This is a genomic window from Citrobacter freundii complex sp. 2025EL-00176 (assembly GCF_053309355.1).
Map to the genome: position 1 here is coordinate 40,238 of NZ_JBRYHT010000018.1, position 24,109 is coordinate 64,346.

Below are 24,109 nucleotides of genomic sequence, written 5' to 3' on the forward strand. Positions count from 1 at the left end.
CCTGGAAGACGAAAAAGGGATGGGCGGTAGCGTGTCCGGGCACATACACAGGAAAGAGTGATGGCAGACGTACTGGACCAGTTGCAGGAGCAGGAAGACCTGATTCACAGGCTGCACATTCAGGCGGTCAGACAACAGTTAAGTGTTAAAGGTGAAAGCCTTACCCGGTGTGAATGCTGTGGAAACCGTATTCAGGAACGGCGTCAAAAAGCGATACCTGGCGTGCGTACCTGCACTGAGTGTCAGCGGGTACTGGAAATTCGGGAAAAAAATTATCAGAGGTGAACTATGGGAAGCAGAAAAGTCAATGTGATGGTCGTGGGGGAAACCGGTAGAGGTAAAACCACGGCACTCAGTCAGGTCACTCGAATTTTCCTGGCAAAGTCAGACGTAAGCCAGCTCAAAGAACGGTATTCCGGTGATGACGAGGAGAGGCTGGCGGAGGCTATCCGTGAGAACTGCAACATCTGGTATCCACTGAAGCCAGGGGACGGGCATCATGATAAATAAAACTCTGACCCTCATTTTATATTGCCTTCGCTGGCTGGCATGGGCTGTTCATTATTTGGTTATCTGGCCTGCCGGAACGCTGGTACTGATTGTAGCTCTGGTGTTCTGTCTTGATAAAACTACGCCGGGAATGGTTGTGGTGGATTATCTGCAGGAGGCCGGGAATATCACCGATGGTCAGCGCTGGACGTGGCGAGAGTGTACGAAACAGATACCTGCTGGACTCCCTGCCTCATCTGAACTTCCAAAAAGTACCGACCGTTTTCAGCCGGACGCGTGCCCGGAGGTGGTCTCCGATGCCAGAGGTTATGCAGCATATGTTGACCGTACTTTGATGAGAACGCTGAATTGGCTGTGGGTTCTGATGGGGTTGACTTATGCCGGACTGGCCTGGCTTCTGGGCATCAGACCGTATTTTCCCCGCTATGTATTTGTCAAAGTCGCAGATGACAAGGGGTATATCCGCTGTGCTTCATCCCGCTCTTGTCCGGAGCGGGGGATGGGAGTTCCGGCAATTTTCCCGGTGAAAAAGAAATCCGAAAAACACCAGGGGTGCGATGTGTATGCATCTTCTCTGTCCTCCCAGACTGTCAACAAAAACGCTAAATGGCCCGAAAACGAAAGCGAGAAATGATGATGGATATTTCTTCATTACTTCTACGAGATTTTAGCGATCTGACCAGGCCGGAGTTAATTGCACGGTTGAGGCGCCTGAAGATCCTTCAGGCACGAGTGGAGTACACCCGTGACAACTTTTCTCCCCGGCAGCTAAAGGCATTCGCCCTGGCCATCCTCCTTCTGGTCATGGCTTATGCATTAACCGATTCCTTAATCTTCAGCGGCATAACCTGCCTGGTCACATTCATTGGGGTACTGCGTTATTCCCGGTTACCCATGACATGGCACACACAGCTAAAAGACGGTATCTCCCGGTTCGAGAGTCTTCGAAGTTCTCCGCTTCGTCAGATGGATGAAGCGGATGCCCATTATGACTGGCATTACGCCTCTTATTGTCTGGCTGCTGAAGTCCAGCTTATTTACTCCGCGCTTACGCAGCCAGCCAGACCCTTCAGCGCATAATTTTTCAGGAAATATCAATGAAAAAAATCACACTTTTGCTGGCAGGCAGCGCCCTGCTGTTATCCGGTTGTGCCGGTGTCAAAAGCAGTTTCGACTGTGATGCCACAACGTCTGATACCTGTATGACTATGACGAAGGCTAATCAACTGGCCCGGGACAAGGCGGCAAAACAGGCGGGAAAGCCGGCTGCGGGCGGACTGCCTTCCCTGGTTAATCTTCCGGCCACCTCTGCGGCGGCGGTTCCGTCTGCATCCCGTTCCGTCGTCAGTGTCCCTTCCGGCGCGCGGGTAACCAGCAACAGACCCGCTGTATCAGCTGGCACCGCAACAGGTATAAGCACGAACGCCGCAGCGTCAACACTGACACCCCGTCCGGTTGCCGTAACGCCAATAACACCTGTTTCACGCACAAATGTGTCCGCAGTCACTCCGGCACCCTCATGCCAGAGCGTGCGTTGTGACAATCCAGGCTCCGTGCACCCACAACGCAGCCAGGACCAGATAGCCACGGTCTGGATTGCGCCCTGGGTGGACAGCGATAACGCCTTCCATCAGCCCGGTCGTGTGTCCTTTGTGGTCAGTCCTGCCGATTGGGTTCTTCCGGCCCGGATAAATTAAGGAGTCTCGGGTGAAAAAATTTCTGAACGTACTGGAAAATCTGCAGAACGCCTTCCGGATGCCGGATGGCGCGTCGGAGATGACGCGCAACCTGGCCAGCCTGGACTTTCCGCAGCTTACCAGCGTCCTGCCATACCGTGATTATGACCGTGACAGTGGGCTGTTTGTGAACCGCAGTACGGTGGGTTTTCTGCTACGTGCAGAGCCCCTTATCGGCGCTAACGAACAAATTGTGTATGTGCTGGAAGATCTCATCAAAAGCAAGCTGCCGCGTAAGACGCCGATATCATTCCACCTGGTGTCCAGCAAGCTGATCGGTGATCAGCTTGACCGGGGCCTGTCTGAGTTCCGCTGGCAGGGGAAGCATGCTGACAAATTTAACCGTATCACCCGGGCATATTATCAGCGCGCTGCGCAGCAGCAGTTCAACAGCCCGACCGGCCTGCCGCTGACCCTGCGTGACTATCGTCTGTATATTTCTTACTGCGTGAAGGCGAAGAAGCGGACGGCGGCCGTGATGACGGAAGTCGCTCATACCCTGAAAGTGCTGCGTTCCTCTCTGGACGCGGCAAAAATTTACACGCAGGCGGCCGATGACCAGGAGCTGGCTACGCTGGTTCACGGGATGCTGAATGCCCGTCATGATCAGTTGTACCCGGATGAGGTTCGTGTTGGCAAATTTGATGAGCTGCATCAGCGCTGTGTTGACCAGCGTATCGGTATCGATGTGCGTCCGGATGATGTTCTTATTAGTCTTGCCGACCGTCAGGGCAGCGTAACCTCCACGCGGGCTATGAACTTCATGCTGGAGAACAACCCGGATATGTTCATGCTGTGGATGGGGGGAGATAACCTGTCCAACCTGCTCAGCCCGGACCTGACCATCGCCAGCCCGTTCGTCATCACGATGGTGATGGAGGCCGAAGACCAGGTGGCGACGCAGGGGGAAGCCACGCGCAAATATCTCGACCGGGATAAAAAAGCAAACTCTCCCTATGCCACCCTGTTTCCTGGTGTGGCAAAACAGGCTAAAGAATGGAAGGAAATCCGCGAGCATCTTAACAGCAACCAGACCTGTATTGTCCGCTATTACTATAACGTCACCACGTTCTGTCCGGATACGGATGAGGATGCGCTGGTCTGCGAACAGCAGGTCATTAATACCTTCAAGAAGAATGGCATAGATCTGTTTTCCCCGACCTATATGCAGTTCCGTAACTGGATAGCGATGATCCCCTTCATTCATGCGGAAGGGCTCTGGGAAGACATCAAAATGGGCGGGGCCACGTGCCGGGCCGAAAGTATCCAGGCCGTGAATCTGCTGCCGGTGGTAGCCGACAACCGGCTGTGTCAGGGAGGATTGTTGACGCCGTCCTACCGCAACCAGCTGGCGTTCCTCGATATCTACGGGGACGGGATGGGTAACACCAACTACAACATGGCGGTCACTGGCACCTCGGGGGCAGGCAAGACCGGTCTGGTACAGCCTATTCTGCGCAGCGTGCTGGACTCCGGCGGTATTGCCTGGGTGTTTGACATGGGGGACGGCTACAAGTCGTTCTGTGAGAACGTGGGCGGCACATACCTTGACGGTAAGTCACTCAAATTCAATCCATTTGCCAACATTTCCAATATCAATGAGTCAGGGGAACGTATCCGTGACCAGCTGGCTGTGCTGGCAAGCCCTAACGGTACGCTGGATGAAGTCCATCACAGTCTGCTGCTGCGCGGGGTACAGGAAGCCTGGGAAGCTCACAAGGAAAAAGCCCGAATTGACCACGTCGTCCAGAAGCTGACGGCCATCCGTGAGGATGATAAATACCAGAACTCGCCGGGTATCACCAACCGACTGGATGAAATTATCGAGCTGCTCGGTAAGTACTGCTCCTGGGGAATTTACGGCGAATACTTTAACAGCGACGAGCCGTCACTGACCGATGATGCCCGCTTTATCGTCCTGGAGCTGGGGGGCCTGCAGGACAAGCCTGATCTGCTGGTTGCGGTGATGTTTTCCCTCATCATCTACATCGAAGACAAAATGTACCGCACGCCGCGCAGCCTGAAGAAATGTTGCACCATCGACGAAGGCTGGAAGCTGCTCAACTTTAAAAATGAGAAGGTCGGTCAGTTCATTGAAACCGGCTACCGTACTGTACGCCGCCACCGTGGCGCGTTCATCACCATCAGCCAGAACATCAAAGACTTTGACGCCGATGATGCTTCCGGAGCTGCAAAAGCGGCCTGGGGTAACTCTGCCTTCAAGGTGATCCTCAAACAGGATGCCTCTGAGTTTAAGCAGTATAACCAGAACCGTCCCAACCAGTTCAGCGAACTGGAGCGCAGTGTTATCGGCAAGTTCGGTGATGCCAAAGACCAGTGGTTCTCCTCCTTTATGCTGCGCATCAACGATACCTGCAGTTTCCACCGTCTCTTTGTCGATCCGCTCAGTCGAGCGATGTTCAGTTCAAAGGGTGATGACTTCGAATTTATCCGCCAGTGCCGGGAACAGAACATGGATATCCATGACGCTGTATACCAGCTGGCACAACGTAACTTCCCTGATGAGATGCGCGAACTGGAAGCGCTTGCGGAGGCCGCATGAAAACGGAACAACAGGTTAACGACACTCAGTCAAAACCCACAACTGCCAGAAAGACCCTGACTCAACGCGAACGCCAGAGGCGTCGCTGTCTGCGTAGCCTGCTGCTGGTTGCCGCCACCATCCTGTGTATTAACGCTGCTGTCACGTCGTTGCTGATTAGCTGGCGTACGCCAGTGGTGGTGTCATTTGATATGAAAAAAACGCTGGATCAGTTCACTGAACAGGCCGGCGCTCAGTCACTGGATGAGCCTCAGACTAAGGCACTTACCGAACGATTTATGAACAGCCTCAATGCTGAGTTGCAGGAATGGCAGCGCCGCCATGATGCACTCATCCTGGTGACGCCCGCAGTGGTCAGCGGGGCGGGCGACATCACTGATGAGATTCAGACAGGGGTGGCACACCGAATGGCGGCGGGAGGCGGCAACTGATGAAAAAAGGGCTGCTGGCACTGTTGTTGATTTCCGGCGTAGCACAGGCAAAAAATCTGGGGACATGGGGGGAAATGTACCCCATTGCTGAGCAGGACATGCTCACTACCATCCAGACCCGCCTGAAGGCAATGGAGGCCAGCGGTGAGATGGCCCGGGAGCAGGAAGCATTCAAACAGCGTGTCATTGAAAACACTCTACGTCCCAGGCCTGTTGAAGGGCTGACGCTGGCGCAGGAGAACACCACGCACTATATCGATCCATCGCTGACGGTCAGTGAAGATCTGAAAGACCATCAGGGGCGGGTGTTCGCTCGTAAAGGGCAGGTGATTAACCCGCTGGATACCGTACCGTTCACCGACACGCTCTATTTTATTGATGCAGATAATCCGCAACAGCTGTCCTGGATGAAAGCGCAGAAACCCGGAACGTTGACTTACCGCGTCATTCTGGTCAACGGCGATATCCGTGAGGCGACCAAAGCCCTGGACACGCGTATTTATTTTGACCAGGACGGCACGCTAAGCAGGAAGTTTGAACTGAAATCTATCCCTGCGCGGGTGACTCTCTCGGAAGACCGACGTCGCCTTCGGGTAGATACTTTTGCGCTCCCTGGACCCGGAGAAGCCCATGAATAGGTTACTTATTCTGTTACTCATGGCTTTTGCCTTCAGCTGGTCGTCAGTGAGCAATGCTGCCACTACCAGCGCTTCCGTGGAGTGCGAGGGACGTTTTGTAAACCCGATCACCGATGTCTGCTGGGAGTGCATTTTCCCGGTCACCATTGGCAATGTGCCTGTGGCAAAGGGACGTCAGCCGGATACGCCGAATCCTGGCATGCCCATCCAGTTTTGTCCTATGGGGATTTTCTACCGTGTGGGACTGGCCATTGGCTACTGGGAGCCGATGGCGCTGACCGATGTTACCCGTTCCCCTTACTGCATGGTGAATCTGGGCGGGTTCAATATCAATGTGGGTAATGTCGGTACCGGGACAGGCGGGCAGGAGAACAGGGCCAACCCCGGCGCGTTCTACCATGTCCACTGGTACAAATATCCGCTGACGTACTGGCTCAACATAATCACATCAATGGGCTGTCTGCAGGGAGGAGACATGGACATTGGGTATCTGTCTGAACTTGATCCGATGTGGGACAGCAGCTCGCTCAGCATGATTATCCAGCCTGAAGCCATTCTGTTCGGCAACGTGATTGCGCAGGCAGCCTGTGCGGCTGATGCCGCCGCAAGTCTGGTGCATATGCCGCTGGACCCCCTGTTCTGGTGTGCTGGTAGCCAGGGAAGTATGTACCCCTTTAACGGCTGGGTATCGAATGAATTCAGCCCGATGCAGACCTCGCTGCTTCTCAGTGAACGTATGGCATTCAAGCTGCACCGACAGGGCATGATCATGAACTCCGTTGGGGCTGATACGGCGGTTTGCTTTGAATATCCATCTCCCATCATTCCGAAAAGTCGCTGGCGTTATCACCTGGTCAATAAATATCCCGATGCAGGGCAGTGTCATCCGCTGGGCCGCAGCGTGACCCGCTGGGAAACCGGCAAGAACATGCCCAATGACCGTCGAAATTTCGGGTATCTCTTCTGGCGTAAACGCAACTGCGTTTTCCTTTAAGGAGCACAGTATGTTTGTGAACAAAAAAAAGTATGAACTTGTCCTCGCCCGATATGAACTGGCCGCCTCTCGCGCCGACCAGGCTGAACAGGTACTCGCGCAACTTTACGATATGGCGCTGAAATATGGTGGGCTTTACAAGTGCATCCTCGAATGCCGTGAAGCGGCAATGGCCGTGAATCAGCCCGGTCGGGAAAGCACAAAGCTGATCACGGAGCGACTGGCCTTTATCGACAGAAGATTAAGCGATTTTCTTCCATTCCTGACGCAACAGATGCAGGACGGAGAAAGGCTGATGTGGAACGACATGCTGGAAAGCCGCTCTGCCGCAATGGCTTATGGCCTCGAACTCCAACAGCCAGAGGAGGAAACCCTGTGAGCAAAACATTGATTTTCCTTCTCGCTCTGTTGAGCTCAGGGCTGGCTCAGGCTACTGAACACACGGAAAACCGCCAGTTTATCAAGGAGCAGCTCAGACTGGACCGTCAGCGATTTCAGTCTCTGCAAACCCCGGATTTCCTGAAGCAGGACCGTCCGGTAGCGCCGCAGGATCAGTCGTTTCTCGACGCCCAGGCACAGCAATTCCGGCAATCCATGCAGCCCGGAGAGCGCCCCGTTGATGCTGCGCTGGTTTTTGTTTCATTCTCGATGCCGTCTGATGAACTGAAGCAACGAGTTCAGGATGCGGCAGCGCTGAATATTCCGGTGGTTATCCGGGGGATGGTGAACGGCGACATGCGGGCTACGGCGAATGCTGTCGCCGGTCTGGTGAAAGAGAGCAATACCGGTGGCGTGCAGATAGACCCAACCACCTTCCGTAAGTACAACATCACTGCCGTACCGGTACTGATCGTCGCCTGCGGTAATCAGGGCGATAAGGTAGACCGCCTACAGGGTGATCTCACGTTGCATCAGGCGCTGAAGCGCGTTGCTGAAGAGGGGGACTGCGCACAGACCGCGAAAAGCCTGCTGGGCGAGGGGGTGCAATGAAAAGGATACTCCCTTTATTTGTGTTTACGGCATCGGTCTTTATGGTGCAACCGCTCATCGCTAACGAGCAGTTTAATCAGGGCATGCAGCAGGGGAAATCGAACAAAGGGCAGGGGGCTGATGCCATTCAGGGATTTAAGCCAGCTGAAGTCATCCCGGGCTACACGACATCTCCCTCTGAAAGCGGATACTACGGTGGGGTGACCTCATCGGGTGTGGATATGACATCCCCGGGTTCTGCTGCGTTGAACAGTTCTGAGGCCGGTAAAACTATTACGGAATCCATTCTTAATACTCCCGCAAACAACAAACCGTCGCTGGATGCACCATTTATTTCCGAGGGGCTGGATATGCAAGCGAAAGCGGAAACCATTACCGGCGGCGGTTTTGACGGATGTGTGGATCAGCCTGCGAGTTTTACCGAAATCACCACACATCAGTGTCTGCGGGACACGAAAATTGAGCAGTACTGCACCCGCACCGCGACCATTGTCGGCGACTGGAAGGAAACCACAGAGGTTAAAACCTACACTCTTACCGCCTTTAATTTCAGCCGTTCCGGAAAGCAGATTGTGTTCAGTGTGCCTGCCCCTGAAGCCGGTATCATCCACAGTGCAAGCCTGAACGTGACCACCCAAAATTATCTCTGGAATTCCCGGGCCAGCTTTATGAATACCACATTCAATCTGACCTGGAATGACACCATTGCACTGGGAGGCGCGACAGGGATGGTGCTGACCAAAGGACAGACTCTCAGCGGCACAAGCTGCAGCGGGAACGGCAGTTGTACCGGTTCGCTGGATGACCTCATCTTTAACCAGTTCGTCGGGGGTAGCTCTCGTTTCACACTGACGCTGGTAATGCAGGTGAAAAGCCGGGAATGGGTGCCGCGGGTAGAGTGGTCGGAAAGCTGCCCGTTCAGCAAGTCTGAAGGCGCAATGACCGGTTCTCAGTGTGTGGAGCCGGGAGGCACCCGGACCGTCGTTGTTGAGGGAAAAACCTACAGCATTCATCAGGACTGCTGGAAATGGCAGGACACATACCTGACACAGACCGAGACAGAAGGAACCTGCGGGGAGTACATGAAGGACTCCGCCTGTACGGTGACGCGCAGCCAGTGTGCGGATACCGTGGATGGTTTCTGTGTGAGCCAGCAAGTGACGTACTCCTGTGAACGGAAAAAAACGGGTAGCGGGCAGATTTGCGGTGGTGAGTTCTTCTGTACGGACGGCAGCTGCGCGCAGGGCCAGACCGGAACCAGCAATATGTTTGGTCAGGCCGTCTCCGCGCTGGCCGCCGTCGCAGCAGCAGGCGAAGACGTGGCTGAACTGAACGGTGAGAACGTCAGGGCATTCACTGGCGAGGCCAAATCCTGCAAAAAGATGGCTGCGGGCTTCAATAACTGCTGCAAGGATTCCGGATGGGGCCAGGATGTGGGGCTGTCGAGCTGCAGCAGCGATGAAAAAGCACTGGGCAAGGCCAAAGAGAAAAAACTGACGGTCTATGTCGGGGAATACTGCAGTAAAAAAGTCCTCGGCGTGTGTCTCGAGAAAAAGCGCGGCTACTGCCAGTTTGATTCAAAACTGGCCCGTATTGTCCAGGAACAGGGGCGTCGTGACCAACTGGGCGTTGGCTTCGGTAGCGGAAAATCTCCGGACTGCCGTGGCATAACTGTGGATGAACTGCAGCGCCTCGATTTTGGGGTGATGAACTTCAGTGATTTTTACAGCGACCTCGATGCCGGCAGTGACATTCCGGAAGACCAGGCGTTACTGAAAAAAGCGCAGGACATCATCGCGGAAAAAATGAAGGAGAACGCGCCATGAGATGTATTGCCGGTGCGCTTGCCCTGATGATGGCAGCATCGTTGCATGCTGCTCCTGAGGATGTGCTGGCACCTGACTATGCCCGGGAAGAGGGATGGCAGTGGTACAACCCCAATGCTGAAGAGGCAGAGCCCGAACCAGCGTCGCCGCCGACACTACGGGAACGTCTGGCCAGCATGACGCCATCAGAGCAGAAAAAGGTGCTCCAGCAGGCTACCCGTGAAGCGCTGGACACCGCCATTCTGTATCCATCTGCGGAGAACTTTCGCCGCTTTATGACACTCCAGAACTTCTGGACTGACCGGGCAACGGACTTTACCCAGACGGCGAAACTGGCCCGGCTGAAGTATCCGGAGCTGGATTACAACGTGAAGCGCAGCCATTACAACGGCACGGTGGAAGCTCGCCTGACTGAAGAGAAGAAGGTCCAGAATGCGGTTATCAGCCAGGTGGCGCAGCGTTATGGCCTGTTCTTTTTCTACCGGGGCAATAATGCCGTCGACAACCTGATGGCCGGGGTGATACGTGCTTTCTGTGAAGATCGGGGGATCAGCCTGATGGCCGTCAGTGTGGACGGTAAACTCAGCGACCAGCTTCCGCAAAGTCGCCCTGACAGCGGACAGGCCGAAAAAATGCGTGTCACCCACTTCCCGGCCACGTTTCTGGTCGACCCGAAAACTCACCAGTGGCAACCCCTTGCGTGGGGGTTTATGAGCCACGACGACCTGGATCGCCAGATGGTCAGCGTCCTTACCCACTTTGCACCTGACTACTGATAACACCTGTCTTTGAGGTAACCCATGCTTATTACTGCATTGCGGACCGCCATCCTGATGGCGGCGATGCTGGCCGGCTGTCTGCAGGCCGGAACACTGGATGATATTCGTGCTCTTGAAGCCGGAAAAACGGGCCGCAGCGCCCCTGCTATGGACGCTCTCAGCCTGCCGGGGAACAGGGCGACACCGACAACAGACCGTGCCGCTCAGGATACGTCACCTGTCTGGTATACGCTGAGTGACGGGCGGAAAGTTAACCTGCAGGACTGGAAGGTGGTGCTGTTCATGCAGTCGACCTGCCAGTACTGCCGCCAGTTTGCTCCGGTTCTAAAAGCCTTTTCTCAGAAAACCGGTCTTGACGTTTTCCCTATTAGCCTTGACGGGAAGGGAGATGCCGAATTCCCCGATGTTCTGCCAGCAACGCCGGATGTGATGGTGGAATATTTCCAGAGTGGCCTGCCGGTGGCCACGCCAACCACCTTTCTGACCAACGTCAATACGATGGAAACCTGGCCGCTGCTGCAGGGTGCCGCAGGGGCTGGAGAATTCCGCGCCCGCCTCGATGAAGTACTCCGGATGGCGCTGGATCGTCAGGCCGGGAAAAGCATTCCACTCAACGCTCAGGGACAACAATAATGCGACTGAAACCGCTCTGCCTGGCCTTTGCGCTGGGCCTGTACAGCGCAGGAACGGCGCATGCCGCGCTGCAGGATGACATGAATTCATTCTTTAATGACATGAGTTATGCCAGCAACACCACCTCGGCAAAAGCCTGGCAGGGGCAGGCCGCACGTTATGTCTCCGGAGGCTCGTTCTACGCGCGCACCGGCAACAAGAACATTCAGCTGGTTTCCATAAGTCTGCCATCCATCAACGCCGGGTGCGGCGGGATTGACGTGTATCTGGGGGCGTTTTCCTTTATTAACTCCGACCAGATTATGGCGTTTGTGAAACAGACGATGGCGAACGCGGCAGGCTACTTCTTTGACCTTGCGCTGGAAACCACCGTACCGGAACTCAAGGCCGCGAAAGACTTTCTGCAGAAGATGGCCGCTGATATTAACCGGTTCAATATGTCCAGCTGTCAGGCGGCAAAGGCGATGGTCGACAGCGTGGCATCGCTGTGGGGCGAGAGCCAGCAGAACGTCTGCCAGTCTGTTGGCGGGCAAACCAGCGTGTTTTCGGACTGGGTGGCTTCCCGTCAGGGCTGTACCTCCGGAGGCAAATACGGTTCCGTCGCTGATAAAGCCACCGGCGCGGAAAAGGACCAGGTTCTGAAGGATATCAACCTGATGTGGGATGCGCTCGGCAATAGCTCGCTCAGCAGCAACGCAGAGCTGCGTCAGTTCGCCATGAGCATCAGTGGTTCGGTGATTTTCGGCAGCAACGGCGAATTGCGGATACTGTCTTCAATGGCATCGGACCGCAGCCTGCTGACAGCGATGATGAGCGGGGGGACGGCAAAGGTATACGTCTGCGATAACCAGAATAAATGCCTGTCCCCGACTCTGAATAACGTGACGATTTCCGCAGACAAATCGCTTATTAAGATGGTGCAGGACATGCTGACCAGCATCGAGAACAAGGCCATCACCGACACGCCGCTGACGGAAAAAGAGAAGCAGTTCATCAACAGTACCTCCATCCCCATTCTCTCCTGGATTGTGGACCAGTCGTCACTGAGTGTCTCTCAGTCCCTGTTTGCCCAGCTGACGGATTACATCGCGGTCGACATCTATCTGCAGTATCTGGAAGCCGTGATGAAGGTGGTTAACGGATCGCTTGCCACCAAAGATTATCCGGGCGCCAACATGAAAGAGCTGAAAAGCGGGCTGGCCGACGCGCGTCAGGCGCTTAACTCGCTGCGTATGGAAGTGCAGATCAAAGAAGATGCCCTTATCTCCGCGCAGCAGCAAATCCGCTTTATCCGCCAGCAGGTCTCCTCAAAGATGAGCGATCGTGTGCTTGGTAACTACCAGTTCAGCAGGGTGAATTGATATGGCCGTTGATACGATTTACACCGTTGCCGGCGGGGCGTGGTTTCAGGATACGCTCAATGGCGTGGCGGCATTTTTTAACAGCAGGGCCGGAGACTCACTGATTGCTATGGCCACCGCCGTATCGGTGATTGTCGGGGCGGCAACCTATATCCGGACACGCAATATTATGGACCTGGTCAAATGGGCCGGGTTTTATGTCCTGGTGATTGCCGTTCTGGTCGGGGACAAGCGGAACGTGCAGATTATTGACCTGTCTGAACCAGCGGCCATCTATCAGGTGGATAATGTCCCGACCGGCCTTGCAGCCCCGGCCAGCCTGATCACCCGTATTGGTGCAGGTATGGCACAGGTTTACGATTTTGTGTTTGCCCGGCCGGACGCGCTGACTTACAGCAAAACCGGGATGCTGTTCGGCGCGCAGCTGGCGGCGGGGAGCAGTGATTTCCGGTTCTCTGAGCCGGAAATTCAGCGCATGTTCTCTGATTACGTTCATAACTGCGTGGTGGGTGACATTATGCTGAACAATAAGTACAGCATTGGCGACCTGATGAATTCTACAGACCCATACGCGTTGATATTCAGTAAACCCAGTCCTCTGCGTGGTCTGTATGACAAAAACCGCAATTTTCTGACCTGCGAGCAGGCCACAACCAAAATAAACACTGATTCGAGTGATATCAGTGGACGGAATATGTTCCCGTTTCTCCAGCAGGTGCTTAACCGGATGCACGGTTTCACGAACCAGGTCTTTGGTCCGACAAACGGTGCCAGTACGGCACTGTTCACCGAAATGCTGGGCGACAGCTATAACTATTTTCACGGCAGTTCCATGACCTCCACCGAGATCATCCGCAAGAACGTGGTGATGAATGGCCTGCGCAGTGGTCTGGAGAGCTTTTCAGCGCAGAATGGCGATACTGCCGGGCTGGTGAACACCGCCACGCAGACATCGATGGCAAAAATGCGCCTGTCTCAGGCGACCAGTGCGTCCATCGCTGCCAACACGCTGCCGGTGATGCACAGCGTTCTGCTGGGCATGACAATGGCGCTGTTCCCGGTGCTGATTGTCCTGGCTGTGGTGAGCTCCTTGTCCTGGACCATTATTAAAGGCTATATCTACACCATTGCCTATCTGCAGATGTGGCCCATTCTGTTCTCCATACTGAACCATGCGATGAACTTCTACCTGCAGGGCAAACTCAACGGGACTGCGGTGACGCTGGCCACGTTTGACCAGGTGCAGAATACCTATTCAGATATCGGCACCACAGCCGGCTGGCTGGCGCTGTCCATCCCGTTTATCGCCTGGGGGATGGTGAAAGGCCTGGGACAGGTGGTGTCGCAGGCGGGGAACTATCTGGGACAGACCCTGCAGTCAGCATCCACACAATCGTCGTCTCAGGCTGTCGACGGTAACTGGTCCTATAACAATATGACGACCGGAAATGTGCAGGGTAATAAGTGGGACACTAACTACAGCCATCGTGAAGGGCATATGACCAGTCAGCTGGAGAGTGGTGCTACCAGAACGCTAACCTCTTCCGGGCAGAATGTTTTTGATACCACTGGAGCAATGTCGAAGTTGCCTGTCAGTCTCAATGGTGCCGAAGTCACAAGCAGCAGCCTGACTCAACAGGCCAGAGAATCTGAACAGCGGGCACAAACTGCACTCAGCGGATATCAGAGTGGCCGTTCCAGTAGCTGGAGTCAGTTGCAACAGTTTGCCAGCCAGCGTGGGAACAGCGATTCGTTAGTACAGGGTTCAGATCACAGTAGTGGCAGCAATTCTAGCTCAGGTATTAATAAAATGCTCACAGCTACAGAGGGGTATGCAAAAGCTAATAACGTTAGCACCCAGGAAGCGTATAACCAACTTATGGATAAAGCTTCAAGAGGAACTATAACAGCAGGAAGTAAAGCTAGTGTGGGAGGTAAATTATTTGGAACCGGAATTGAAGCCCATACAGGAGCAGAATTTAGTGGTAGTAGCGGATCGTCGCATGGTACCAATGAAACTAACTCACAAACAAATGATTTCAGAAATGATAGAGCCTCTCAGTTTGCTAATGACTTCAGAGAGGGCTTAGATATGGTAACCAGCAGTCGTGTAACTGCAGGGGGAACCCATACTGATGCTGCATCAGCAAATAAAGTAGAACAGTTGGCGGCAACGCTATCAGAGACCCAAAACAGCTACCAACAGTACTCTGACAGTATGACTCGCAGTCATGAATACAGCGAAATGGCGGCATATGTTCAGAGTAATAGTGCTCAGATCAACAGCAATTTTGACCAGCAATTTGCAAACTATGTGATGCAAAAATCTGGTAATGCTGAAGCAGTTTTGAGTGACACATCATCTCCGGAAGTTGCAGCAGAACGACAGAAACTGGCTCAATCATTTGTTCAGGATAAGATGCTACCTCAAATTCAGGCTGAATATCATGGGCATAAAGCTAATCTTGGTGGTGGAATGAGTCAGGCAGCATCAGTACCAGGAGAGGAAAGTGTAAATAATCACTGGAATGAAAACTCAGATGTTATTCGTGATCACGAAAATGCAGCCGGTATAAAAAATAATGTACAACAAACAGTTGAACAGAGATATTCTGATGCTAGAACTCAGTTAAATGATGACAGTCAAGAAATAGCGGGGCAGAAAGAAAAAATTCAGGACATGAGGAAGAATCTACAGTCAGAGCAGTCAACAGCTGCTGAAGAGCATAGGAAGGGATTTGAAAATGAAAAAGCTTCGCAGAAATCACTGGCCGGACTAAATAATGATGACTTAACGAAGATGGCTCAGGATGCACAAGATAAAGGAACAACCTATTATGGTAAGAAGTAAATATAACTTAAGTCTACTGATTTTACCTGTGAGCTTTGCTATAGTCTGGTGGCGAGCAACATACAGCTACATTTCATACGACTGGATATATATTCTTCCTTCCTTAGTTCTATTTTGTCTTATAGGGTATTTCCTGTTGTGGGCAGTAAGATTAAGGGGGTACCTATTAAGGTACGAGCCTTTGGAGGAGTACATAAAATATTTTGTAGGTTGCAAAATAAAGCTGTCGTTTTTAACTTTGTTGTTTTTTACTCTACTGGCAGAGTTATCCCCCTTGATTTACTATCCTATTTATTGTGTCTTTGGCATGTTTTTTTCTATCTTAGTATTTATGAAGTATAAAGGTAGAGATGCGATTGCAATAAAAGAACTGTTGTTAAATAGTGAAAGTAGTAAAAATGATGAAGTATGTTTTCAGCTACTTAGTGGAAATTACATAAAGAAATACGCACTTACTAATTCAGTTGTGGTTAACGGTAATGGATTGTATAAAGTGCAACCATTTAATTACTCAGAAGTAAAAGATGTGTATTCAATTGGCTGTAGCTTAAGCACGGCAAAAAATAGTGGTGTTCCTGATATGGTAGAGGCCAATAATATCGTTGATGATAGTTCTTTCTCTTTGATGGGGGTAAACCCGTCTACAGGTCTTTACATGACTGGAGGCAGCATGGACTCTGGAGGTAACCATTTTGGTAATCCAGAAAAAATAGATTGAAAAGGAGATAACGTGAAAACGAAAGTCTGGAGTCTGATTATATTATCTGCAGTTTTCATTGGCGGCTTCTCTAAATTTGCTGAAGCGAAGGACCAGTCCGATGGGATAACTATTCAAAACTATAATTTAATCAAAAAAGAAGCGCTAGATGGAGGGAAGGAACAGAACCTCATTCTTAACTCTTCGATGCAGGCAATGTGGGAAGGAATTGTATACACGAATGCATTAGCTAAAATGAAATCGGGTGACACTCTTATATGCGCTGGGGATGAAGTTAATAATGGTAAAGATTTATCAATGCTCGTTGATAAATATATTGAGCGGAATCCGGGTAAAGTTAAATCAAATGATAGATTTGCTCTTGTTGCGATTTTAGCATTAAATGAGTTCTATCCTTGCAGTAAATAAATGCATACATCATCCTCGGTTAAGTAGAGCGGTTGCTTGACCGCTCTTATTTCTCGCTATCTATTGTAAATATTATTTCCTGTCGTTATTAAATAATTTACGGAAAATATAATGAGTCTGAATCCTCGCGACTTAACGCAGGGCGGTCAGGTCGCATTCATGCGCCTGAAAATGTTCCTGCAAATAAATAACCTGATTTCTTATTACGTTATTATGGGGACGGTTTTATTTGGCATCGCCGTCCTGCTTATGCGAATGAGTATTCAGAATCTGACCAACGGCATTATTTACTGGTTTGTTCGGGTAATGTCGCCCTTTACTGAAAAAATGGTCAGTCAGCCTGTCTATACCATCCGTTATTACGAACATAACCTGCAGTACAGCGCCAGGCAGGTGTTGAGTGACAGTTACACCATGTACTGCGGCCAACTGCTGAAACAGGAACTGGTTATTGCAGGATGTGCCGCGCTGCTGATCGCCTTTCTGGCCACACTGGCCGTGTACTGGTATCTCGGGCGTGCTGGCCGTAAACAGAGTGAGGATGAAATTATCGGGGGCCGGGTACTCTGCGAATCGCCAAAAGAAGTTGCCCGGATGATGAAAAAACGCGGGGAAGCATCTGATATTCGTATTGATGACCTGCCGCTGAAGCTGGATTCTGAAATTCAGAATATGGCTATGCATGGCACGGTATCAACCGGTAAATCCACCCTGATGCGCAAGATTTTAAAACAGCTGCGTGACAGGGGCGATCTGGTCATTATCTACGACAAAGGCTGTACTTTCGTTGAGGATTTCTACGACGAATCCCGGGATAAAGTGCTTAATGCGCTGGATTCCCGTTGCCCGAACTGGGATTTGTGGGAGGAATGCCGCTCTATCGCCGAACTGGAGAATGCCAGTACGACCCTGATCCCGGCTAGTAGTGGTGAAGATCCTTTTTGGCAGGGCAGTGCGCGCACCATCTTCGCGGAAGGTGCTGAGCGCATGCGTAAGGACGAAGATCGCAGCTACAACAAATTCCTGCGTACACTTCTGGCCATAAAGTTGGACCAGCTGCGGGCTTTCCTGGCCGGTACGCCAGCCTCCACACTGGTTGACGGAAAAATAGAGAAGACAGCCATCTCTATCCGGAGCGTGCTGACAAACTACGTTAAAGCTCTACGCTACCTGCAGGGCATTGATCGTCCGGGGCGGGAGAAGTTTACCATCCGGGAATGGATGAAAGGCCAGACCGATAAATCGAAGAATGGCTGGCTTTTCATTACCTCCGATGAACAAAACCATGAGTCCCTCAAGCCGCTTATTTCACTGTGGCTCAGCATTGCCGCCACCAGTCTTCTCGCTATGGGGCCGAACCGGCAGCGGCGTGTCTGGTTCTTCTATGACGAACTGGCGTCGCTGCATAAATTGTCTTCATTACCGCGGATTATTTCAGAAGCCCGTAAATTTGGCGGTTGTTTTGTGCTGGGTTTTCAGAACATCGCCCAGATGGAAGAAATCTATGGTCCTAAAGCCGCTGCGGGACTGTTTGACCTGCTGAATACCAAATTCTTCTTTCGTTCCCCGAGTGCGGAAATTGCGCAGTTTGTAGAAAAAGATCTGGGGGAAACCCGGCGTAAAAAATTCAACGAACAGACCAGCTTCGGCCATGAGCAGGTCCGTGACGGGATTTCTTTCGGCAAGGAGGAAGAGCGTGTCACGGTGGTGACCTATTCAGACGTCCAGAAACTTAACGATCTGCAGTGTTATGTCACCCTGCCCGGTGACTATCCCGTTGTAAAACTCTCCATGAGCTATGAGGCAATGCCCAAAGTGGCAGATGCCCTGTTGCTGCGTGACGTACAGACGAGTCTTGATCAGACGCTTGAGGATGAAATTCGGCGCCGCAGTGAAGAAGAACGGCACAAGTTTGCCGGATTGTTCGAGAGAGAATCGTTGATTCAGGCTGTTCCGGGCGGTGCGTTTATACCGGAGGGGAATCTTTCGAATACCCCTCCCCCTTCTGCCGACCTGGTGGCTGCTGTCCTCGCGGAAGCGAACACGCCTCCTGCGACGTGGCCATTGCAGACAGAGGGGGGTTCCGGCGATGCAGATACCGAAAACACGGCTTCCACTGCAGTTACCGCTGAAGGTGGCTCAGCCTCCACCGGAGGGACTGAGCGTGATATCGAACAGGATTTACCTCAGGATATGCCGCCGGGCCTGAACAGCGACGGTGAGGTTGTGGATTTCGCAGCGTATGAGGCATGGGCTCAGACCTCACACCAGACTCGCGATATGACACGCAGGGAAGAGGTCAACATCAATCATGCGACAGATAAAACGCATGACTTTGATGACGACAGGGAGGTGTTCTGATGCTCTCAATTTCTTCTATAAAGGGTGATTCGGCCTATTACAGTCATGAAGACAACTACTATGCCAGCGGTTCGCTGGAGTCTCGCTGGCTGGGAGATGGTGCGGAGAAACTGGGCCTGAAGGGCGAAGTCGCCAACGCTGATATGGATGCGATACGTCAGGGCAAACTTCCTGACGGCACCGATCTCTCCAGGATGGTCAATGGGGTGAATAAACACCGCAGCGGCTACGACCTGACTTTTTCAGCCCCCAAAAGTGTATCGATGATGATCCTCATTGGTGGTGATACCCGCCTGCTTGATGCGTGGAACCGCAGTGTGGAAAACGGCATGAAAGAAGTAGAGAAGCTTATCAGCGCGCGCATCACAGACAGTGGAAAAACCGACACCGTTTTGACGGGAAACATGGTGGCCGCACTATACAATCATGATACCTCCCGTGCTTTAGATCCGCAGATCCATACGCATGCACTGGTGTTCAATACCACGTTTGCGGAAGACAAATGGCGGGCGCTGGCCAGCGATACACGTATGAAAACCGGATTCGGTGAAAATCTGTATGCGCTGCAGGTGGCGATCGGAAACCTCGTATTACAGCCATTCAGACAGGAGGCGGAAAAACTCGGTTATGAAACGGTTGCTGCCGGTAAAAATGGTCTCTGGGAGTTAAAGGATGTTCCTGTTGCGCCGTTTTCGACCCGCAGTCAGGCTATCAGCGAAGCGGCAGGGCCAGATGCGTCCAAAAAATCCCGCGACGTTGCTGCACTCGATACCCGCCAGGCTAAAGCCTGGGCGGACCCGGATCTGCTGAAAGCTGAATGGCGCCGGCGGCTGACCGATGAAAAATTCGATATCGATAACTACATCGGCCAGGCGCAGACACGGGCAGAACCACCTGGCCCTGTTGTTGGTGGCACAGAGGGTATTCGCTCAACAGGCCAGCCCGCCAGTGTGTCTACCGCTCAGATTTCTGAGTCAGACGTGCAGAAAGCCGTCAGTGACACGATTTCGGCATTGTCGGAGAAGAAGGTCCAGTTTACCTGGTCCGAAATGCTGGCCGGCACGGTCAGTCGTCTGCCGTCAGCGTCAGGTCTGTTTGAGCAGGCCCGTGCCGGCATTGATGCCGCGATTGAAGGGCAGCGACTTATCCCGCTTGACCGTGAAAAGGGTATTTTTACTTCCGATATCCACCTGCTGAACGAACTCAGTGTCCATCAGCTGGCGCGCACGGCCATTCAGGAGCAAACCGTGCTGGTCTTTCCTGAACGGGCAAAAGAGCGCGATATGCCGGCAGGTGATGCTGTCTCTGTGCTGACCCAGGATAAAAGCCCGGTGGCTATTCTCAGCGGTCGCGGAGGCGCGCAAACCTTGCGTGAGCGCACGGAAGACGTGGCCATGATGGCCCGCGCACAGGGCCGTGAGGTGATGATAATTGCAGCCGACGGTCGCAGTGGCCAGTTTCTGTCAGAAAGCCCGCATCTGGCAGGCCATGTAATGCTGCGCTCGCAGATGAATGCAGACACCGTATTGCCGGTGCAGGGCACAGTTATCGTTGACCGGGCGGAGAGACTGTCGCTGAAAGAAACCGTGCTGCTGCAGGAAAAGGCGCTCAGCGCCGGTGCGCAGCTGATTTTTATGGATACGGAAAACCGACAGGGAACGGGGAACGCGCTGTCTGTGCTGAAAGAGGCGGATATTCCACAGTACCGGTTTTACGGTACGCAACTGCCGGAGGTACGACTGGTCAGCGAGGCGGACAAGCGTACCCGTTATGGCCAGCTGGCGCAGGAGTACGTGCGCCTGTCTGCTGAAGGGCGGGATGTCGTGGCCCAGGTGACCGGTGCCCGGGAACAGCAGCATCTGACGGAGGTTATCCGGGATATGCGCCGTGATGCGGGTGAGCTGGGCCGGGAGCAGGTGACACTCCGGGTACTGGAGCCGGTGTGGCTGGACAGCAAAACCCGTCATCAGCGTGATAACTACCGGCCCGGGATGGTGATGGAGCAGTGGGACGCTGAGAAGAAAACAATGACCCGGCACACCATTGACCGGGTGGCTGAGGCCACTAACAGCCTGGTGCTGCAGGGGGAAGACGGTAGTCGTCTGACACTGAAGGTGACGCAACTGGACGGCAGCTGGAGCCTGTACCGCAGCCGGACACTGGCGGTTTCTGAAGGGGACCGCGTCAGGGCGCTGGGGCGAGAGCTGAAGGGAGCCATCAAAGCGAAAGAGCAGTTCACCGTGGCGGGGCTGGAAAATGGCGTGGTACGGCTGCGCAGCGGCGACCGGGAACTGCGTCTGCCCACTGAACGGGCCGTGAAGCTGGCCCATGACTATGTGGAAGGGACCGGAGCGGGTACCAGCGCGTCGCGCACGGTACTGGCCGCCGTCGGTCCGCGCGGGCTTAATAAACAGACCCTGAACGCGCTGGCGCAGAGCGGCAGCGACATCCGGATTTATACGCCGCTGGAAGGCCGGCAGGCAGCACGCAAAGTGGAGAGTGTGTCTGCCGTGCGACTGGCCAGTGACCAGGTCCGTCAGTCGACCGGCGAGGCAAATCTGGATACTGCTATACAGGCCAGTCGTGACCGCCTGATGTCGGATGCTGAGCAGGCGGTGAGTCTGGCCATCCCGCGCGCGCAGCAGGGACAGGTACACCTCAGTGAAATTGCCCTGCTGTCAGAAGCGGTAAAATCCGGCCAGCCGCTGACTGATGTCCGGACTGAAATCGCCCGGCAGGTGGACAGTGGGGATCTGATACAACTGGATTCAGTTTCCGGGGCGGGAAACAGGGTGCTGGTTCCGCGAGTGGCGTATGAGATGGAAAAGACCATCATCCGCCATATTGCTGAGGGTAAGGATGCGGTACAGCCCCTGATGGCGCTGACGCCTGCCTCAGTGCTGGCCGGTTTGACGGCAGGCCAGCGGGAGGCCACGCGGACAGTGCTGGAAAACACCGACCGCTTTATGGCCATTCAGGGGTATGCCGGTGTGGGGAAAACCACCCAGTTCCGGGCGGTGATGGGTGCCCTGAACACCCTGTCTGAATCCGTGCGCCCGCAGGTCATTGGCCTGGGACCCACGCACCGGGCCGTGCATGAGATGCGTGAGGCCGGGGTGGAGGCACGAACGCTCGCCAGTTTTTTGAGTGAAACCCGGCTGGCCATACAAGCCGGGGAAACACCGGACTTCCGCAATGTCCTGTTCCTGACCGATGAGAGCTCGATGGTGGGTAACCGTGATATGGCCGAGCTCTATCAGCTGGTTGCCGCAGGCGGCGGACGAATGGTCTCCAGCGGGGATACCGCGCAGCTGCAGGCCATCTCAACCGGTCTGCCGTTCCGCCTGGTGCAGCAGCGCAGTGCCATCGATACGGTGGTGATGCAGGAGATTGTCCGCCAGACCCCGGCGCTGCGCCCGGCGATTGAAAGCATCATCGCAGGTCAGGTTGATACATCACTGCGCCAGGTGGATGACGTCAGCCCGCAACAGGTACCACGTCAGGAAGGAGCCTGGGTGCCCGGGAATTCCGTCATGGAAATCCGTGCGCCGAAAAAGGACCAGGAGCAGGACACTCCTGTCGCCGGTGAACAGACACTGACACCAGAGCAATTGTCACTGGTCCGGACCGACATCATTGAAGCCATCCGGGATGACTGGATGGGGCGCACCCCGGAGGCGCAGCAGCAGACGCTGGTTGTGGCAGAACTCAACGCCGACCGTCATGCCATCAATGATGCCATACATGCCGCCCGGCATGAGAAAGGCGATACAGGTGCTGAAGAACGCACGTTCACCGTCCTGGAGCCGCTCCGGGTGCCTGACAACGCCCTGCGTGCGGCTGAAACCTTTGCTGAGTACACCGGCGCCGTGGCCATGATGAACGAGCGCTACTGGACTGTGGCGGAGGTGGATATGCAGGACGCCGTGGTCACGCTGCGTAATGCTGACGGGGAGTCGGTGCTGATCTCTCCTCAGCAGAACACTGCACAGGATATTTCCCTCTTCACACCCCGCGATCTGACGATCAGTCAGGGGGACAGGGTGCGCTTTACCCGCTCGGACACCGACCGCGGCTATGTGGCCAACAGCCTGTGGGAGGTGGCCGGGTTCACTGACGACGGGGCCATCCGCTTTCGCCAGGGAGATCAGGAGAAAATTGTCGACCCGCAGGCCATGACGGAGGACCGTCATATTGACCTCGCCTATGCCCTGACGGTGTATGGCGTGCAGGGGGCCAGTGAACGCTTTGCCATTGCCCTGACCGGTACCGAAGGTGGCAGGAAAAGAATGGCGTCTCTGGAGTCCACCTACGTGACACTGTCACGCGCAAAAGAGCATGTGCAGGTCTATACCGACGATCTGGCTGGCTGGAGTGGCGATGCCCGGCACTCAAATGCCGGACAGACCGCCCACGACCTGCTGCACCAGAAAAGTGACCATGAATCCGACACCGGCAACCGACTGCTGGCCACCGCCTCACGGCTGGATAAAACCGCGCTGGGACGCAGGGTTCTGGCGGAAAACGGCCTTGAGGGTGAAACAATGGCGCGCTTCATTGCTGCCGGCAGGAAATACCCGACACCTTATGTAGCCCTGCCGGCGTGGACCCGTCACGGAAAAGAAGCCGGGGCACTGCTGACCGAAATCCGGATTGAGGATGACGGGATGCGCGTGGTGCTCAGTGATGAGTCCCGGCTGCGTGGTGGGGAGGATGCGCAGTTTGCCGGCCTGCAGGCCAGCCGTAACGGACAGACACTCATTGCTGATGATGCACAGACGGCGCTGCGCCTGGCACAGGAGAACCCGGAGAGCGGGGTGGTGATACGCCTGCACGGCGAAGAACGGTTGCTCAATGCAGCCCGCCTGACCGGGGGACGGATCTCGGAGCCTGATGAGGTGGCACGGACAGTGCGCAGCGTGGCGGAGGCTGAATCAGCGGCGAAAGCGGAAGACCCCATTACGCTGCCTCCGGATGAGCAGCAGAAACTGGCAGAGGCACAGGAAAAAGCGGCCCGGGAGCTGGCGGAGCAGGCCCGGCAGGAACTGCTGCCGGCAGTGCCGGGTGAGGAGAGCACCAGGCCCGAACCCCTGTTGTCTGCTGATGAAGAACGTCGGCTGCGTGACGGTACAGCACGGGGAGAGCTTGAGCTGGAAGAGGCCATTAAGGAAGCGGTGGCTGACGGTCGGGGTATCCGCCAGCAGGTGCGCGAACAGATGCTGCGTACCGAGCGTGAGTGGGTGGTGAATGTACCGGAAAAAGACATTGAGCTGGAAAAGACGCTCGGTGGGGACTGATTCAGGGAGGATA

General features: G+C 54.1%; 20 protein-coding genes. All 20 read left to right on the plus strand.

The window, feature by feature from the left end:
• Window positions 1–60: 60 nt before the first annotated feature.
• The 20 genes from ACVXHP_RS22275 to traI all read left to right on the plus strand — a co-directional run bounded on the left by ACVXHP_RS22275 (window position 61) and on the right by traI (window position 24,096).
• Window positions 61–285, plus strand: a complete 225-nt coding sequence (locus ACVXHP_RS22275; protein ID WP_008455352.1) for a TraR/DksA C4-type zinc finger protein — start codon at window positions 61–63, stop codon at window positions 283–285.
• A 3-nt stretch (window positions 286–288) separates the two neighbouring features.
• Window positions 289–510, plus strand: a complete 222-nt coding sequence (locus ACVXHP_RS22280; RefSeq protein WP_063615423.1) for a hypothetical protein — start codon at window positions 289–291, stop codon at window positions 508–510.
• On the plus strand, window positions 500–1,144 hold the full coding sequence (locus ACVXHP_RS22285) for a conjugal transfer protein TraP (protein WP_063615424.1): 645 nt from the start codon (window positions 500–502) through the stop codon (window positions 1,142–1,144). Before ACVXHP_RS22280 ends, ACVXHP_RS22285 begins: the two co-directional genes overlap by 11 nt.
• The gene (locus ACVXHP_RS22290) at window positions 1,141–1,590 is read left to right on the plus strand and encodes a hypothetical protein (RefSeq protein WP_227629626.1); all 450 of its coding nucleotides are present in this window, start codon (window positions 1,141–1,143) and stop codon (window positions 1,588–1,590) included. Before ACVXHP_RS22285 ends, ACVXHP_RS22290 begins: the two co-directional genes overlap by 4 nt.
• A 17-nt stretch (window positions 1,591–1,607) precedes the next feature.
• On the plus strand, window positions 1,608–2,207 hold the full coding sequence (traV, locus tag ACVXHP_RS22295; RefSeq protein ID WP_074173833.1) for a type IV conjugative transfer system lipoprotein TraV: 600 nt from the start codon (window positions 1,608–1,610) through the stop codon (window positions 2,205–2,207).
• Window positions 2,208–2,217: 10 nt separating this feature from the next.
• Window positions 2,218–4,809 carry a type IV secretion system protein TraC gene (gene traC / locus ACVXHP_RS22300; protein ID WP_074173834.1) on the plus strand — a complete coding sequence of 864 codons (2,592 nt, stop codon included), beginning with the start codon at window positions 2,218–2,220 and terminating at the stop codon, window positions 4,807–4,809.
• Window positions 4,806–5,240, plus strand: coding sequence for a type-F conjugative transfer system protein TrbI (trbI, locus tag ACVXHP_RS22305; protein ID WP_001525791.1), 435 nt, complete (start codon window positions 4,806–4,808; stop codon window positions 5,238–5,240). Before traC ends, trbI begins: the two co-directional genes overlap by 4 nt.
• Complete coding sequence (gene traW / locus ACVXHP_RS22310) at window positions 5,240–5,878, plus strand: type-F conjugative transfer system protein TraW (RefSeq protein WP_020842475.1); 639 nt, start codon at window positions 5,240–5,242, stop codon at window positions 5,876–5,878. Before trbI ends, traW begins: the two co-directional genes overlap by 1 nt.
• Before the next feature lie 19 nt (window positions 5,879–5,897).
• Window positions 5,898–6,872, plus strand: coding sequence for a conjugal transfer pilus assembly protein TraU (traU, locus tag ACVXHP_RS22315; RefSeq protein WP_049823147.1), 975 nt, complete (start codon window positions 5,898–5,900; stop codon window positions 6,870–6,872).
• Between the two features lie 10 nt (window positions 6,873–6,882).
• Window positions 6,883–7,251, plus strand: a complete 369-nt coding sequence (locus ACVXHP_RS22320; RefSeq protein WP_063615427.1) for a hypothetical protein — start codon at window positions 6,883–6,885, stop codon at window positions 7,249–7,251.
• On the plus strand, window positions 7,248–7,862 hold the full coding sequence (trbC, locus tag ACVXHP_RS22325; RefSeq protein ID WP_063615428.1) for a type-F conjugative transfer system pilin assembly protein TrbC: 615 nt from the start codon (window positions 7,248–7,250) through the stop codon (window positions 7,860–7,862). Before ACVXHP_RS22320 ends, trbC begins: the two co-directional genes overlap by 4 nt.
• Window positions 7,859–9,688, plus strand: a complete 1,830-nt coding sequence (traN, locus tag ACVXHP_RS22330) for a type-F conjugative transfer system mating-pair stabilization protein TraN (RefSeq protein WP_063615429.1) — start codon at window positions 7,859–7,861, stop codon at window positions 9,686–9,688. The genes trbC and traN overlap by 4 nt, the downstream gene beginning before the upstream one ends.
• Complete coding sequence (gene traF / locus ACVXHP_RS22335; protein WP_045912014.1) at window positions 9,685–10,464, plus strand: type-F conjugative transfer system pilin assembly protein TraF; 780 nt, start codon at window positions 9,685–9,687, stop codon at window positions 10,462–10,464. The genes traN and traF overlap by 4 nt, the downstream gene beginning before the upstream one ends.
• 24 nt (window positions 10,465–10,488) lie before the next feature.
• Window positions 10,489–11,100 (plus strand): type-F conjugative transfer system pilin assembly thiol-disulfide isomerase TrbB, encoded by a 612-nt coding sequence (gene trbB / locus ACVXHP_RS22340; RefSeq protein WP_063615430.1) that lies wholly within the window; start codon window positions 10,489–10,491, stop codon window positions 11,098–11,100.
• The gene (gene traH / locus ACVXHP_RS22345) at window positions 11,100–12,461 is read left to right on the plus strand and encodes a conjugal transfer pilus assembly protein TraH (protein WP_008455329.1); all 1,362 of its coding nucleotides are present in this window, start codon (window positions 11,100–11,102) and stop codon (window positions 12,459–12,461) included. Before trbB ends, traH begins: the two co-directional genes overlap by 1 nt.
• Window position 12,462: 1 nt before the next feature.
• On the plus strand, window positions 12,463–15,312 hold the full coding sequence (traG, locus tag ACVXHP_RS22350) for a conjugal transfer mating-pair stabilization protein TraG (RefSeq protein ID WP_063615431.1): 2,850 nt from the start codon (window positions 12,463–12,465) through the stop codon (window positions 15,310–15,312).
• Between the two features lie 181 nt (window positions 15,313–15,493).
• Window positions 15,494–16,030, plus strand: coding sequence for a hypothetical protein (locus ACVXHP_RS22355; RefSeq protein WP_129753978.1), 537 nt, complete (start codon window positions 15,494–15,496; stop codon window positions 16,028–16,030).
• A gap of 12 nt (window positions 16,031–16,042) precedes the next feature.
• Window positions 16,043–16,438 (plus strand): hypothetical protein, encoded by a 396-nt coding sequence (locus ACVXHP_RS22360; protein ID WP_063615433.1) that lies wholly within the window; start codon window positions 16,043–16,045, stop codon window positions 16,436–16,438.
• A 111-nt stretch (window positions 16,439–16,549) separates the two neighbouring features.
• Window positions 16,550–18,799: a type IV conjugative transfer system coupling protein TraD gene (gene traD / locus ACVXHP_RS22365; RefSeq protein WP_063615434.1), complete on the plus strand. Its 2,250-nt coding sequence runs from the start codon at window positions 16,550–16,552 to the stop codon at window positions 18,797–18,799.
• A complete protein-coding gene (gene traI, locus ACVXHP_RS22370; protein ID WP_063615435.1) occupies window positions 18,799–24,096 on the plus strand; it encodes a conjugative transfer relaxase/helicase TraI in 5,298 nt (1,765 codons plus the stop codon). Before traD ends, traI begins: the two co-directional genes overlap by 1 nt.
• Window positions 24,097–24,109 lie beyond the last annotated feature (13 nt).